Annotated in this window: 14 protein-coding genes; 9 read left to right on the forward strand and 5 right to left on the reverse strand. The window is 34.4% G+C overall.

What is annotated here, in order from left to right; genetic code table 11:
* Positions 1-179: 179 nt before the first annotated feature.
* Positions 180-1,073, forward strand: coding sequence for a lipoyl synthase (gene lipA, locus JJ847_03460; GenBank protein ID MBO6959940.1), 894 nt, complete (start codon positions 180-182; stop codon positions 1,071-1,073).
* Here the strand turns inward: lipA and JJ847_03465 are convergent, their stop codons facing one another.
* Entirely contained in the window at positions 1,074-1,373 is a 300-nt protein-coding gene (locus tag JJ847_03465; protein MBO6959941.1) for a hypothetical protein, read from the reverse strand. It abuts the gene before it with no gap.
* Positions 1,374-5,948: a glutamate synthase large subunit gene (gene gltB, locus JJ847_03470; GenBank protein ID MBO6959942.1), complete on the reverse strand. Its 4,575-nt coding sequence runs from the start codon at positions 5,946-5,948 to the stop codon at positions 1,374-1,376. It lies immediately after the preceding gene.
* A gap of 194 nt (positions 5,949-6,142) precedes the next feature.
* On the opposite strand from gltB, the gene JJ847_03475 reads away from it, so the two are divergent.
* The 7 genes from JJ847_03475 (at position 6,143) to JJ847_03505 (ending at position 12,503) form a co-directional block, all read left to right on the forward strand.
* Complete coding sequence (locus JJ847_03475; GenBank protein ID MBO6959943.1) at positions 6,143-6,517, forward strand: 30S ribosomal protein S12; 375 nt, start codon at positions 6,143-6,145, stop codon at positions 6,515-6,517.
* Between the two features lie 25 nt (positions 6,518-6,542).
* A complete protein-coding gene (gene rpsG / locus JJ847_03480; protein ID MBO6959944.1) occupies positions 6,543-7,013 on the forward strand; it encodes a 30S ribosomal protein S7 in 471 nt (156 codons plus the stop codon).
* 97 nt (positions 7,014-7,110) lie between these two features.
* Positions 7,111-9,186: an elongation factor G gene (gene fusA / locus JJ847_03485; protein MBO6959945.1), complete on the forward strand. Its 2,076-nt coding sequence runs from the start codon at positions 7,111-7,113 to the stop codon at positions 9,184-9,186.
* 45 nt (positions 9,187-9,231) lie between these two features.
* On the forward strand, positions 9,232-10,431 hold the full coding sequence (gene tuf, locus JJ847_03490; protein MBO6959946.1) for an elongation factor Tu: 1,200 nt from the start codon (positions 9,232-9,234) through the stop codon (positions 10,429-10,431).
* Positions 10,432-10,532: 101 nt separating this feature from the next.
* On the forward strand, positions 10,533-10,853 hold the full coding sequence (rpsJ, locus tag JJ847_03495) for a 30S ribosomal protein S10 (protein MBO6959947.1): 321 nt from the start codon (positions 10,533-10,535) through the stop codon (positions 10,851-10,853).
* Between the two features lie 56 nt (positions 10,854-10,909).
* Positions 10,910-11,566, forward strand: a complete 657-nt coding sequence (locus JJ847_03500; protein MBO6959948.1) for an LON peptidase substrate-binding domain-containing protein — start codon at positions 10,910-10,912, stop codon at positions 11,564-11,566.
* A gap of 1 nt (position 11,567) precedes the next feature.
* On the forward strand, positions 11,568-12,503 hold the full coding sequence (locus tag JJ847_03505; GenBank protein MBO6959949.1) for a methyltransferase domain-containing protein: 936 nt from the start codon (positions 11,568-11,570) through the stop codon (positions 12,501-12,503).
* A 1-nt stretch (position 12,504) separates the two neighbouring features.
* Here the strand turns inward: JJ847_03505 and pheA are convergent, their stop codons facing one another.
* Entirely contained in the window at positions 12,505-13,350 is an 846-nt protein-coding gene (pheA, locus tag JJ847_03510) for a prephenate dehydratase (protein MBO6959950.1), read from the reverse strand.
* Positions 13,351-13,402: 52 nt separating this feature from the next.
* On the opposite strand from pheA, the gene JJ847_03515 reads away from it, so the two are divergent.
* The gene (locus JJ847_03515) at positions 13,403-13,921 is read left to right on the forward strand and encodes a DUF1997 domain-containing protein (protein MBO6959951.1); all 519 of its coding nucleotides are present in this window, start codon (positions 13,403-13,405) and stop codon (positions 13,919-13,921) included.
* Here JJ847_03515 and JJ847_03520 read toward each other — a convergent pair.
* Both JJ847_03520 and JJ847_03525 read right to left on the reverse strand, forming a co-directional pair.
* Positions 13,907-14,524, reverse strand: coding sequence for a ribonuclease HII (locus JJ847_03520; protein ID MBO6959952.1), 618 nt, complete (start codon positions 14,522-14,524; stop codon positions 13,907-13,909). The two genes, JJ847_03515 and JJ847_03520, sit on opposite strands and share 15 nt — an antisense overlap.
* Positions 14,481-16,301: an Rne/Rng family ribonuclease gene (locus JJ847_03525; GenBank protein ID MBO6959953.1), complete on the reverse strand. Its 1,821-nt coding sequence runs from the start codon at positions 16,299-16,301 to the stop codon at positions 14,481-14,483. Before JJ847_03525 ends, JJ847_03520 begins: the two co-directional genes overlap by 44 nt.
* Between the last annotated feature and the right edge of the window lie 7 nt (positions 16,302-16,308).

A 16,308-nucleotide genomic window follows, 5' to 3' on the forward strand; every position in this document is an offset into this window, starting at 1 on the left:
TGTTGTAACATAAATATAGTGTAACTATTAATTTGAATTAGGATCTTTCAATTTGTCGATGGATTTATGAAATGATTTATTTCTTGATCTCTATTGAGTAGTCTTCATTTTTCGAATTATTAATAGTTAATTCAAAATGTTTTTAGTAAAATAAGAATTATGGGTTAGAAAAAATTAATTTGACTAATAATTCCAATAGTTTAATTTCCAAACCTGATTGGTTAAGAGTAAAAGCTCCGCAAGTTGAGAGAATTGGAAATACTGCAAATTTGTTAAATGATTTAAATCTCAATACTGTATGTCAAGAGGCAAGTTGTCCAAATATTGGTGAATGTTTTGCAAGTGGAACTGCAACTTTCCTCATAATGGGTCCTGGCTGTACTAGGGCATGTCCATACTGCGATATTGATTTTGATAGATCTAAAAGAGAATTAGATCCAACAGAACCATATCGTCTAGCCGAAGCTGTTTATAGAATGCAACTCAGACATGTTGTAATTACATCAGTTAACAGAGACGATCTTGAGGATGGTGGCGCATCTCAATTTTTTGAATGTGTTTATCAAGTAAGAAAAAAATCTCCTGAAACTACCATTGAGCTTTTAATCCCTGATCTTTGTGGTAACTGGAAAGCGCTTGAAAAAGTTCTTGATTCAAATCCAAATGTTTTAAACCATAATATCGAGACTGTGTCTTCGTTATATAAAAAAGTAAGACCTCAAGGTAAATATGAGAGAACTCTTGAGTTGCTTAAAAGGACTAGAGAATATTCCCCCAAAGTTTATACAAAGTCAGGCTTTATGCTTGGTTTAGGGGAAGAAGATGAGGAGGTCTTAAGTCTTCTTAAGGATTTAAAAAGTAATTTTGTTGATATTGTTACTATTGGCCAATACTTATCTCCTGGCCCTAATCATTTACCTGTTCAAAGATTTGTTAGTCCCTCAAAATTTAATTATTTTAAAGTTTTTGGGGAAAAAGATTTGGACTTTATGCAAGTAGTTAGTTCTCCTTTAACTCGTAGCAGTTACCATGCTGAAGAAATTCAAAAACTTATGAAAAAGTATCCAAGATAATCATCTACATTTATTTGAATCTACCCACTCATTTAATTTCCATTCAACTAGATCATTTTTAATCATTGGATCATTCTTAATGATTTTTAGTGCATTTTTATAATTATTCATCTCAAGAATTAGTAATCCCCCCGCACCTGGCGTATTTAACTCATCTACCAGAAAACCGCTTTTTATATTAATTCCTTCTTTTTTTAATTTTTTTATCCAATCAATATGTTCACTAATTATTTTTCGTTTTAAATCATTCTTGATTAAGTATTCTTTTTTTATAATTTCGGTTTTAACAAAGAAAGGCATTTACATTTTCGTTATGCCAAGCATCTCCTCTTCGCTTGGGGGAACAATTAATTTAAACTTACTCTTGAAATGAGACCAATTTTCAATTATTTTGGCAGCTTTTAAGCTATTTGTTTTTGCTCGATATTCTCTAATAATTTCTAATAAAGTATCTTCCTGCTTTGATGAAGTTATTTGATGAATGCTAACTATTTCTTTGTTAACTTTATTACTTAAATCATTATTCTCATCGATTATAAAAGCTATACCACCGGTCATGCCCGCACCAATATTCCTTCCTATGGAACCTAGAATTACTACTTTTCCACCAGTCATATATTCACAGCAATGATCACCTGCTCCCTCTGTTACTGCTGTAGCACCACTATTTCTTACTGCAAATCTTTCTCCCGATTTTCCTAATGCAAATAATTTCCCACCTGTTGCTCCATAAAGGCACGTATTTCCTAGTATGACTTGTTCAGAGGAGTTTTTATCTATTTTTGGTGGAATTATTGTAAGTATTCCTCCATTCATTCCTTTACAAACATAATCATTAGCTTCTCCGATTAATTGAACATTCATTCCCTTCAATAAAAAGGCACCAAAGCTTTGTCCTGCATAGCCTTTGAAATTTAAGTTGAGTTCGCCGTTGAAGCCAGTGTTGCCATAAAGTTCTGCGATTTCGCCGGATATTTTTGCACAAACACTTCTATCTGTATTTTTTATCTCGATTTCTTTGGTTAATTTTTTGTGGTTTTTAATTGAATCTATAAATTCAGTATCAGACAAAAACTCGTCTTCTAATACACAACCATTACTATGAGCATTTTTTGAATGTTCTAACCATGATCTATCAGTGGTTGAATGCTCATTATTTACTAAAGAAGAAAGATCGATATTAGAAGTTTTTGGAAGATGGATATTTCTTGCAGAAAGAAATTCCTGATTACCAATCAGTTCTCGCATATTAGAAACACCGATACTACTCATTATCTGTCTAACTTCTTCAGCAATATACAAGAAAAAATTGACAACATTTTCTGGAATACCTTTAAATCTTTTTCTTAATTCTTCTTTTTGAGTGGCAACTCCAACAGGACACTTGTTTGTATGACAAACCCGAGCCATTATGCATCCTTCAGCTATCATCGCCACAGAACCAAAACCGTATTCTTCAGCACCAAGTAAAGCTGCAATCACTACATCCCAGCCTGTTTTAAGACCTCCATCAGTTCTCAAAATTACTCTTTCACGCAAGTTATTCTCTAAGAGCGATTTATGAACCTCAGCAACACCTAGTTCCCATGGTAAACCTGCATGTTTAATAGAACTTAGGGGTGAAGCACCTGTGCCTCCGTCATGGCCTGAAATTTGAATTACATCTGCATTAGCTTTGCTTACTCCAGCAGCAATAGTACCTATACCAATTTCAGAAACGAGTTTAACGCTCACCTTCGCTTTTGGATGAACTTGATGTAAGTCATGGATAAGTTGAGCTAAATCTTCAATTGAATAAATATCATGATGCGGGGGAGGAGATATTAGAGCTACTCCAGGTTTACTATTTCTTAGTTTTGCGATGTAAGAATCAACTTTTGGACCAGGCAATTGCCCCCCTTCTCCAGGTTTTGCACCTTGAGCCATTTTAATCTCGAGTTGTTTGCCACTTCTTAGATATTCAGGCGTAACTCCAAATCTACCTGATGCTATTTGTTTAATAGCTGAGCATGCAGTGTCTCCATTTTCGAGACCTCTAATAAATGGCAACGTCGCTGATTGAGTGTTTTCATCGATATCATTTAAAACATTAAAACGAGCTGGATCTTCTCCCCCTTCTCCACTATTACTTTTTCCACCAATTCTATTCATCGCAACTGCTAACACTTCATGCGCTTCTCTTGATAAGGCACCTAAACTCATTCCTCCAGTGCAGAACCTTTTGCAAATTGATTCAACACTTTCAACTTCTTCTAATGGAATACTTTTTCTGTTTGAATTAATTGTTAGTAAATCTCTTAGAGATGTTGTGGGTCTATTACTAATGAGTTTTTTGTAAGTTTCAAAATGATCATATCCTGGACCTTGTTTGACAGCTGAATGTAATACTTTGGACATCTCAGGGTTATTGGAATGATATTCTCCATTATTTCTAAATTGTACAAATCCTAAAAATTCTAATTTCTTTAAATCGATCTCTGGATAGGCTTTAGTGTGTATTGAAAGTGTTTCATTAGTCAATTCTTTCAATGTTATGCCAGCTATACGGCTTGTTGTACCATCAAAAGCAATTTTTATTAAGTCAGATCCAAGGCCTACAGCTTCAAAAATTTGTGCTCCATGGTAACTAGATAAAAGTGAGATGCCTATTTTCGAAAGAATTTTTCTTAGACCGTCTTCTAAAGCTTTTTTAATATTTTCTTGAACATCAATTATTGATAATGAATTAATTTTATTGCTATCAATAAGTTTCTGTGTTTTTGGATGTTTTAACCAGTGTCTTCCTGCTTCGAAAGTTAACCAAGGGCAAACCGCGCTTGCACCATAGCCAATTAAACAAGCTAGGTGATGTGTGCTCCAACATTGACCTGTTTCAATAATTAGAGAAGCTTTTAGCCTAATTTCTTTTTTTAGAAGATAATGATGAATTGCCCCAACAGCAAGTAAAGGAGGGATAAAAGTCTTTTTAGGACTAATTCCCTTATCAGAAATAATAATTAAAGAGCAACCTTCTTTTATAGAGAGCTCACTCTGTTTACAAATTGCTTTTAATTGGTTCTCTAACCCTTGAACACCTTCCTCAATATCAAACAAACTTGAAATTGTTTGAGATTTAATTTTTGAATTTTTAATAGAAATGAGTTCTTCCTCATTGAGAATTGGACTTTTTAAATGAACAAAAGGTTTAGGGTCTTTAATCTCAAATGTTGTACATCTTTCTCCAAGATGCATTTCTAAACTCATTACCAGTTTTTCTCTCAGAGGGTCAATGGGAGGATTTGTAACTTGCGCAAATCTTTGCTTGAAATAGTCGTATAAAATATGTGGTTTTGAAGAAAGCACTGCTAAAGGAATATCGTCGCCCATACAATAAGTAGGCTCTTTGGCTAATGAAGCCATTGAATCCAAAATAAGATCATTATCTTCTGCTGAAAAACCGTACGCAGTTTGTTGTTGTAACAACTCAAGATCTTTTAGTTTGCAGTCTTTAAACCATTCACTATTTTCAATTTTTATAGTTCTATTACTTAGGAGGTTTTTATAATCATGCCTTTGAGCTGCTTCAGATTTAACCTCCCAATTTCTTAGGATTTCATTCTTATGAAAATCAACTGCCAACATTTGTCCTGGTCCTAAGCGACCTTTTTCTACTACTCTTTCCTCTTCAATATCTACTACTCCTGTTTCAGAACCCATGATTACAAAGCCATCTTTTGTTATTGAATATCTTGCTGGTCTTAAACCATTTCTATCAAGCGTTGCTCCTACAAAATTTCCATCTGCAAAGACAAGAAGAGCAGGCCCATCCCAAGCTTCTTGTAGGCTCGCTGAATACTCATAAAATGCTTTAATGTCTTCCCTGTGTTTAAGTTCTGGTTGATCTCTAAATGCTTCAGGAACAAGTTTTAATAATGAATCAGTTATGGGTTGGCCTGAGCGAATATTAATTTCTAGGGTTGCATCTAGATTTGATGAATCACTTTTATTTACATCTACAATAGGCTTGATGTCATTAGATAACTCTCCCCAAAAATCATCTATATGTGTTTCTGAAGCTTTAGCCCAATTGATATTGCCTAAGAGTGTATTAATTTCGCCATTATGACCTAAAAATCTCATGGGCTGAGCTAGCGGCCATTTTGGAAGAGTATTGGTACTAAACCTACGATGATAAACAGAAAATGAGACCTTAAAACTCTCTTCTTTTAGATCCTGATAAAATTCAGATAATACTTCAGAACGTACCATACCTTTATAAACAATTGTTTGAGAACTTAGTGAAGCAAAATAAAATTCACAATCCCCAACATTGTTTTTAAAAGTTTCTCTTATTTTTTTTTCAATTCTTTTTCTTAATTGGAATAAAAGTCTCTCAATATCCTGATGATCTTTTTTATCAAGATCTAAAATCCACTGACATATAAATGGAGCATTTGCCTTGGCTAAAGGGCCTAAAATTTCATTATTAACTGGTACTGTTCTCCAAAATGTATTGTTTACTCTTAATTTATCTGCTTCTTGATCACAAATTGCTTTACATTCTTCAATTTTCTCTTTTCTGTTAGGCATAAAAACCATGCCTAAACCTCTATCTATATCTGGATTATTTTTCAGATCCATTTTTTCTGCTAGATACTCCCATGGAATTGAACATAAAATTCCTGCTCCATCTCCTGAGTCACTATCTCCTCCACAACCTCCTCTATGCTCCATGCAATTAAGGCCTTTTAGGGATTGTTTAAGAATCCAGTTGCTTTCTATGCCTTTTACATTTGCTATAAACCCAACTCCGCACGCATCTTTCTCACCAATTATTCCATTTGGGGAATAACTATCTTGATATGGCTCAACGATTCTTTTGATACTCTCTGCCATAGATTATTTAATTCTATTTTGTTATTTGTGTATTTCTATTATAAAAATAAATATCAAAATAAATCTAAAAATAATTAATATTTACTAAACAATTTTAATTTCACTAATTTTTAAAAAAATTTGATCAAAAACTTTAGTTGGTGCTCGTAAAAGGTTATGATGGTTAAATGTTTATTTTTATTTAAAAATAATAGATGCCCACCATTTCACAATTAATAGGTTCAGAAAGAAAACGTCTGACTAGGAAAACAAAATCTCCTGCGCTTAAAGCTTGTCCTGAGAGAAGAGGAGTATGTACAAGGGTTTATACATCTACACCAAAAAAACCTAATTCAGCCTTGAGAAAAGTTGCAAGAGTAAGATTAACTTCAGGTTTCGAAGTCACGGCTTATATTCCTGGAATTGGACATAATTTGCAAGAACACTCAGTAGTATTACTTAGGGGTGGAAGAGTTAAGGATTTACCAGGAGTCAGATATCATATAATAAGAGGAACTTTAGATACGGCTGGAGTCAAAGATAGACGTCAATCCAGATCTAAATATGGAGCAAAAGCTCCAAAAGATTAATTTGTAAACAGTACTTTTTTTAAAAATGTCACGTCGTAATGCAGCAGTAAAAAGACCAGTTCTCCCTGATCCTCAATTTAATAGTCGTCTAGCTTCAATGATGATATCTAGATTGATGAAACATGGCAAAAAATCTACAGCTCAAAGAATATTGTCTGATGCTTTTTCTCTAATTAGTGAAAGAACTGGAGGTAATGCAGTCGAGTTGTTTGAAACAGCTGTAAAAAATGCAACTCCTTTAGTCGAAGTAAGAGCTAGGAGAGTTGGTGGTGCTACTTATCAAGTCCCAATGGAAGTGCGCCAAGAAAGGGGTACCGCTATGGCATTGAGATGGCTTGTAACATTCTCTCGAGCTAGAAATGGCAAAAGCATGTCCCAAAAACTTGCGGGTGAGTTGATGGATGCAGCAAATGAAACTGGTAGCTCAGTTAAAAAAAGAGAAGATACTCATAAAATGGCTGAAGCAAATAAAGCTTTTGCACATTACAGATATTAATTTCATCAAAAAGGTACTTAAGTAGTTTATCATTATAAAAGTTTGCTTATCAGGTGAACTATAATTATTTTCAATTATTTTATTTGGAGTTTTAAAATTGGCACGCGACTTTCCCCTAGAACGAGTAAGGAACATAGGTATAGCCGCTCATATTGACGCAGGGAAGACAACAACTACTGAAAGAATCTTGTTCTACTCAGGTGTAGTTCACAAGATAGGTGAGGTACATGATGGTGCTGCTGTAACAGATTGGATGGATCAAGAAAGAGAAAGAGGGATAACTATCACTGCTGCTGCAATTTCTACTAGTTGGCAAGATCACAGAATTAATATTATTGATACACCTGGACACGTTGACTTTACTATTGAAGTGGAAAGATCAATGAGAGTTTTGGATGGTGTAATAGCTGTATTTTGCGCAGTTGGTGGAGTTCAGCCTCAATCTGAAACAGTTTGGCGTCAAGCAGATAGATATTCCGTCCCTAGGATGGTTTTTGTTAACAAAATGGATAGAACTGGAGCAGATTTCTTGAAGGTTAATAAGCAAATTAAAGATCGACTTAAAGCAAATGCTCTCCCAATTCAGTTACCTATTGGAGCTGAAGGAGATCTCACAGGAATTATTGATTTAGTTGCCAACAAAGCATATCTCTATAAAAATGACTTAGGTACAGACATTGAAGAAGCATCAATCCCTCCTGAAATGAAGGAACAAGCAGATGAATGGAGACTCAAGTTAATGGAGAGTGTTGCAGAAAATGATGAAGAGTTGATAGAAATATTCTTAGAAACAGGCGAATTATCCGAAGAACAACTTAAAAAAGGAATCAGAGAAGGAGTTTTAAAACATGGAATGGTTCCAGTATTGTGTGGCTCAGCTTTCAAGAATAAAGGAGTACAACTTGTTTTAGACGCAGTAGTTGACTACTTGCCAGCTCCAGTTGATGTAAAACCAATACAAGGTGTTTTGCCAAGCGGAAAAGAAGATGTCAGGCCTTCGGATGATAATGCTCCTTTCAGTGCATTAGCTTTCAAAGTAATGTCTGATCCTTATGGAAAATTAACTTTTGTAAGAATGTATTCAGGTGTCCTCTCAAAGGGTAGCTACGTTATGAATTCTACTAAAGATGCAAAAGAGAGAATTTCGAGATTAGTAATTTTAAAAGCTGATGAAAGAGAGGAAGTTGATGAATTGAGGGCTGGAGATTTAGGTGCTGTATTAGGTCTTAAAAATACTACTACTGGTGATACTTTATGTAATACAGAAGATCCCATAGTATTAGAGACTTTATTTATTCCAGAACCAGTTATTTCTGTAGCAGTTGAGCCCAAAACTAAGGGGGATATGGAAAAATTGTCAAAAGCTTTAACGGCTTTGTCTGAGGAAGATCCAACTTTCAGGGTAAGTACTGATCCGGAAACTAATCAAACTGTAATTGCGGGTATGGGTGAGTTGCATCTAGAGATTCTTGTTGACAGAATGTTAAGAGAATTTAAAGTTGAAGCCAATATTGGCGCTCCTCAGGTTTCTTATAGAGAGACCATCAGGTCTAGTTCTACTGGTGAAGGTAAATATGCAAGACAAACTGGAGGAAAAGGTCAATATGGGCATGTAATAATTGAAATGGAACCTGCTGAAGTTGGTAAAGGTTTTGAATTTGTCAACAAAATTGTTGGCGGTGCTGTACCTAAAGAGTATATAGGTCCTGCGTCAAATGGTATGAAAGAAACCTGTGAATCTGGTGTTCTTGCCGGTTATCCCCTCATTGATGTAAAAGTAACACTAGTCGATGGTTCATTCCACGATGTAGACTCATCTGAAATGGCCTTTAAAATTGCAGGTTCCATGGCTTTTAAAGATGGGGTTAAAAAATGCAATCCTGTCCTGTTAGAGCCTATGATGAAAGTTGAGGTCGAAAGTCCTGACGATTTTCTTGGATCTGTAATTGGTGATCTCTCCTCTAGAAGAGGTCAAGTTGAAGGGCAATCTGTTGACGATGGATTGTCTAAGGTACAGGCCAAAGTGCCCTTAGCCGAAATGTTCGGTTATGCAACACAACTCCGATCAATGACACAAGGTCGGGGTATATTTTCAATGGAGTTCGCAAATTATGAGGAAGTTCCACGTAATGTTGCTGAAGCTATCATTTCCAAGAATCAGGGCAACTCCTGATCTCTAAACCAAAACACTCTTAAACCCTCGATTCTTTAATTCAAAATGGCTCGCGAGAAGTTCGAAAGGAACAAACCACATGTCAACATTGGTACTATTGGCCACGTTGATCATGGAAAAACAACACTAACTGCTGCTATTACAAATGTATTAGCAAAAAAAGGTCAAGCTCAAGCTCAAGACTATGGAGACATTGATGGTGCTCCTGAAGAAAGAGAGCGTGGCATCACTATTAATACTGCTCACGTCGAATATGAAACTGAAGGCAGACATTACGCTCATGTCGATTGCCCTGGTCATGCTGATTATGTAAAAAACATGATTACAGGAGCTGCCCAAATGGACGGAGCTATTTTAGTTTGTGCCGCGACAGATGGTCCGATGGCGCAAACTAAAGAGCATATTCTTCTGGCTAAACAGGTTGGAGTTCCTGCTCTAGTAGTTGCTCTCAACAAGTGCGATATGGTCGACGATGAAGAAATTATTGAACTCGTCGAAATGGAAATAAGAGAACTTTTAGATAGTTACGACTTCCCTGGAGACGATATACCTATTGTTCAAGTTTCAGGTTTAAAAGCTCTTGAAGGTGATTCTACTTGGGAATCAAAAATCGAAGAATTAATGAAAGCAGTTGATGCTAGCATTCCTGAACCAGAGAGAGAAGTTGACAAACCATTCTTGATGGCTGTTGAAGACGTTTTCTCAATCACTGGTAGAGGAACAGTAGCTACAGGAAGAATTGAGAGAGGTAAAGTTAAGGTTGGAGAAGAAGTTGAAATTGTTGGAATAAGAGATACCAGATTAACTACTGTTACTGGAGTTGAAATGTTCCGCAAACTTCTTGATGAAGGAATGGCTGGTGATAATGTTGGACTACTGTTACGTGGTGTTCAGAAAGAAGATATCGAGAGAGGAATGGTGCTTGTTAAGAAAGGGTCTATTACACCTCATACTCAGTTTGAAGGAGAAGTTTATGTCCTCAAAAAAGAAGAGGGAGGTAGACATACGCCTTTCTTCGCTGGTTATAGACCTCAATTTTATATCAGAACAACTGATGTGACTGGTCAAATTACAGCTTTCACCTCGGATGATGGCTCTAATGTTGAAATGGTTATGCCTGGCGACAGAATCAAAATGACTGGAGAATTAATTTGTCCAGTAGCTATCGAACAAGGTATGCGATTCGCAATCCGCGAAGGTGGACGAACTATTGGTGCTGGAGTTGTATCTAAGATTCTCAAATAATATTTTGAATTTTAAGAATTTAACCCCAGTCGCTTAATATAAATATATTGATCAGGGTCATTGCTGTTCAATGACCCTCCATCAGTAATTAATTTGAAATTATGACTGCATCAATCGCACAACAAAAAATAAGAATAAGACTAAAAGCTTTCGATAGAAGAATGCTGGATTTGTCTTGTGATAAAATAATCCAGACTGCTGATACCACAGCTGCCTCTGCAATTGGACCAATACCTTTACCCACAAAAAGGAAAATTTATTGTGTTCTAAGATCACCACATGTTGATAAAGATTCCAGAGAACATTTTGAAACAAGAACTCACAGGAGAATTATAGATATCTATAGCCCCTCTGCAAAGACTATTGATGCATTAATGAAGTTGGATCTTCCTAGTGGTGTAGATATAGAAGTTAAACTTTAAGAAATCCCGAAAATAACTTAAATTGATTAATATAAATAGATATAGATGAGGTTTAAATGGGAGAGCTCTCAGTAAGGGAATTGCCTTTATTTCCTTTGCCAGAGGTAGTTCTTTTTCCTCAAGAAGTATTGCCTTTACATATTTTTGAATCAAGATATAGAATCATGCTTCAATCTGTTTTGGAAACTGATTCTATGTTTGGAGTTATAAAGTGGGATCCAACTTCTAAAACTATGGCTAACGTAGGATGCTGTGCCCAAATAATAAAACATCAAACTGCTGAAGACGGAAGAAGTAATATTATCACTCTCGGACAACAAAGATTTCAAGTTTTAGAAATCATTCGTTCAACTCCATTTTGTTCAGCTATGGTAAGTTGGATTAATGATGAAAATATTGAAAATCTTCAAAAATTAGATTCTCTAAAAGATTTAGTTACAGAGGCACTCAACGATGTAATTAATCTAACAAGTAAATTAACAAATACCAAGAAAAGTCTTCCAGATAAATTACCTGACAACCCTATGGAATTATCTTTTTGGATAGGAGCTCATTTGGGAGGCCCCGTTGCTGAGGAACAACAAAGACTTCTAGAAGAAAGAAATACTCATACTCGTTTGCAAAGAGAGTATGAAATGCTTGATCACACAAGGAAACAACTTGCGGCAAGAACAGCCTTGAAAGAAAGTTTTCCTGATACAAAAGAAAATTAAAATGATTGAGTTCGTATTACCTCTTTTTATAATTTTTTCTTTTTTATTATCTTTATTTACTATTTGGAGGCTTAATGCCAGAAAATATATTTCTTCTGGCACTGTAGCATCAGCATATGATTCTTGGACACAGGATAAATTACTTGAGAGATTGTGGGGAGAGCATATACATTTAGGCTTTTATACCTCAGGAAAAAAAAATATTGATTTTAGAGAGGCTAAAGTTCAATTTGTTCATAAATTAGTTGAGTGGAGTGGTTTAGATAAATTACCTAAAGGGTCAAGAATACTTGATGTTGGTTGTGGAATTGGGGGGAGTTCTAGGATTCTTGCTAAATATTATGGGTTTAATGTAACTGGGGTTACAATTAGTCCTGCTCAAGTAAAAAGAGCCAGAGAGCTTACTCCATCTGGACTAAATTGCAATTTTCAAGTAATGGATGCATTGGATTTAAAATTTGAGGATGGTTCATTTGATGGAGTGTGGAGTGTTGAGGCTGGTGCACATATGAATGATAAGAACAAGTTTGCGGATGAACTGTTGAGAACTTTGAGGCCAGGAGGATATTTGGCATTGGCTGATTGGAACTCAAGAGATCTCAGGAAACACCCGCCATCTTTTTTTGAAAAATTGGTTCTTAAACAATTACTTGAACAATGGGTACATCCTCAATTTATTAGTATTAATGAATTCAGTTATATTCTTAGAACTAATAAAAATAGTGCAGGAAAAGTTATTGATGGCAATTGGAATATTTATACAAATCCCTCTTGGTACGACTCTATTATTGAAGGTTTTCGAAGACCTTTTGTGATTTTGTCTCTTGGCCCTTTAGCGATAGTAAAGTCAATTAGAGAGATCCCAACAATACTTCTAATGAATTGGGCATTTAGAAAAGGCTTAATGGAATTTGGAGTTTACAAATGCAGGGGATAAATTAATCTAACGCAATATTTTCAGATGAATAATGTCCAAAATCTACAAAGTTGTTACATAAGGGTTTAAGTTGATTTTTTAGTTCAATAAAATTTTCAATATTGTTTTGATTATTTATTTCTAAATCAATATAAATGATATATTCTCCTAATTCTCTTTTTGAAGGTCTAGACTCAATTTTACTCATATTAAATCCATAATCTGCAATAGATTTTATGGCTTTAAGTAAAGCACCTGGTTTATTTGAAATTAATGAGAAAGCAAAACTGACAATATTAGCTGAATTATAATTAGACTCTTTGCTCAATAACACAAATCTAGTACAATTGCCTGGAACATCATTAATAGGAAATGCTAATTCTTTAAGTCCTTCAATTTGAATTAATGATTTTGAACCAATAGCCGCCCTAAACTTACTCCCCTTTACCATATTGACTGCTTCTGATGTTGAATTCGTTGGAAGAGGGATTGCAGCTGGAAGATTTACAGATAGCCATTCTGAACATTGAGCTAATGCTTGAGGATGAGATAATACTTCAGATATGCTTGAAAGTTCTCCTTCACTAATTAATGCATGTTTTATGGGTAAAACAATTGCTTTATTGATAAATATTTCAGGAAATTTCCAAAGAGCATCTAAAGTGGATGTCACTCCGCCCTCTACAGAATTTTCAATGGGGACGACAGCAGCATCACAATTTTTGTAGGCTATCGATTTAATGACCGAATGTAACCCATTACATGGTACAAATATAGGTGTCTGAAAATTGGCAAGCTTTGATAATATATGAGCTGCTTTTTCTGCGTATGTCCCTTTAGGACCTAAATATGCAACTTGTTTGCGCATGATTAATCGTAAGAAAAAAAGAGATCAAATAAGCATTGGAGAGGTATAGAAAATGTTATTGTCTTTTGATGCTAAACAGAAATTAAAGCTTTCTGTAACGCGAAATAAAGAATATCTTTCTAAATATCTTTTGGAAGAAGAAAGAGTAGTTGGAGCAATGCTGGACTCCAAAAAATTAGTGCCCGAAGGAAAAGGTAGATATAAGTATACAGTAACAAGTTTTAAGGTCTTTCAACTAGATATTAATCCAGTTGTCTCAATTGCGGTAGAGAATAATGATGGAATTTTAAGAATGAGTGCTCTTGAAAGTACATTGGATGGTTTGGGGATAGTAGATGATTTTAATCTTGTTTTGAAAGCAAATTTGGAAGCAACTGATATTGGATTAGAAGGAGAGGCGCTTCTAGGGGTATCTGTAAGTCAACCCCCTTTATTGAAACTGATACCCAAGAAAATTTTGGAATCTACCGGCCATTCTGTATTAAATGGGATTTTGTTAGGTATAAAGTCAAGAGTACAACAACAATTAGTTAAAGATTTTTTAGAATGGTGCGAATCAAATAAGATTTGATTTTTCTAGAAAACTTTTTCTATGTAGATTAGTTATTCCATTTTTTTTGATAAGTGAAAGATGCTGGAGAGTACCATAACCTTTATTTTTAAATATCAAGTAACCTGGGTATTTTTTTTCTAACCTTTCCATTAGATTGTCTCTAAATACTTTCGCAACTATGCTTGCTGAGGCGATTGATGTAAATTTGGAGTCTCCCGAAACTATATTTTTCTGAATGCCATTCCAGGGTCTTAACAATAAAGGACCATCAATTATCAGTTCAGATGGTTTTTCTTTTAATTTCTTTAAAGCTCTTATCATTGAAATTTCCGTTGCCATTCTAATCCCAAGCTTTTCAATCTCTCTGACTGATGATTGCCCAATTCCATAATCTGAAGCAAGCAATAAAATCTTTGGCAAAAGTAAGTGTCTTTTTTTTGGAGTTAATTTTTTACTATCTATTACTCCAAATTCTTTTAAGGTGACTTTATTTACTTGATTTAATACTACAACTGCTGAAAATACTGGACCAAAAACTGCTCCTTTTCCAACTTCATCTACTCCAGCTTCGTATGCTCTATTCAATATTTGCGGAAGATCTTCTTCTTTTTTTTCTGGCATTGTTTATCTCATCTGCAAATTCAATTTCGCCCTCTTTTTCTAAAAACTCAACTTGTTTGTTTTCATCGGAATTTTTTGTTGATTTATCCTGGTAATTAGCATCTACTTCAATATTAACCTTCAACACTTCTGCGTCTTTAGATCCTGTAATTTTTTTAGTTTTTTTAGTGGTTTTTTTATTACTTAAAGTTTTTTCTTTTTCAATATCGCTATTCTTTAAAGTTACAAAATTATTGCTAGTAAGATATTCCTTACCTAATTTTATTAATGGATTAATACCTAATTGACTGAAAACAATTTTTTCGTCATTAGTAAGATCAACAGTTATTATATTTTTTTCATTAGATTTTAATGTATTCGAATCATCATTATTAATTTCTTTTTTGTAAGAGGAATCTTCCCTATTGAGGTTCTTGGGGTTTACTAATTCCTTTTCAGTTATTTTTTCTTCTTTTTCAGTTGATTGAGTAGTATCTATATCTGCAGTTTTTTTAATGTTTGATTTATTTGTTTTATCTTCAACATTTTTAATTTGTGGATTAGAAATTTCAAAGTTCAATTTATTTTCTACATGCCCTGTACCATTGCATGAAGAACATTTTTTACCAAATAATTCATATATATTTTGCCCTTGTCTTTTTCTGGTTAACTCAACTAAACCTAGTTCAGTGAGCTGAGCTATCTGAGGTCTAGCAGAGTCATCTTTTATTGCTGAGGTAAAATGTTCAAGTAACTGGAATTGATCTCTTCTAGATTCCATATCAATAAAATCTACTACTATTACCCCACCAATATTTCTTAATTTTATTTGTCTTGAGATTTCAACCGCTGCTTCGCAATTCGTCCACAAAACTGTTTGTCGTGAGTTGGCTGATCTGGTAAATGATCCAGAGTTAACATCAATTACTGTTAGAGCTTCAGTTGGTTCAATAATTATATAACCTCCTGAAGGAAGATCTACTCTCGGTTGAAGAGCTTTCTGAATTGTTTTCTTTATGTCGTATTTTTCTAAAATATGTTGGCTTAAATCGTTATCGTGAAATTCAATATTTAAATTAGATTCATAATCAATTAGGAAATCTTTTGCTTTTTCTACTGAAATTCTACTATCAATAATTACGTTTTTAGTTGATGATTTAATATGATCTCTCAAAATTTTGAGAGAGAAATCATCATCTCTTTTTATTAAATAAGGTGGATTATGAGTCTCAGAAACTTTTAAAATATCCTCCCATTGTTGAATTAAATTTTCTAAATCTTCAATAAGTAGTTCTTCTTTTATTTGTTCTGCCTCAGTTCTAAATAGTAAACCCGTACAAGGTGGTTTTATTAAAACCCCAAGCGCTTTTAAACGGTTTCTTTCCGTTTCGGTATTTATTTTTCTGGAAATATTTACTCCTTGACCATATGGCTGAAGTATCATGTATTTCCCAGGTATTGATATACTCCCTGTGAGTCTAGGTCCTTTAGATCCTGTGGGCTCCTTTATTACCTGTACTAAAACTTTTTGTTTTGGATCGAGTAATTCAGTTATTCCTAATATTCCTTTTTTGAGTCTTAATGGACCAAGATCTGATACATGAATAAATCCATTTTTATCACTTTCACCAATATCAATAAAAGCCGCATCAATCCCAGGTAGAACATTTTCTACTGTTCCTAAAAATATATCACCAATTTGGTACTGACCTTGTGCGACAATTAATTCATCAACTCGATCATCTGTGAGTAGTGCTGCAATTCGAGCCTGCTCAGCTATGATAATTTGCTGAGACATATGTTTG

It is taken from the genome of Prochlorococcus marinus CUG1438 (assembly GCA_017644325.1).
Classification (GTDB): Bacteria; Cyanobacteriota; Cyanobacteriia; order PCC-6307; family Cyanobiaceae; genus Prochlorococcus_A; species Prochlorococcus_A marinus_AA.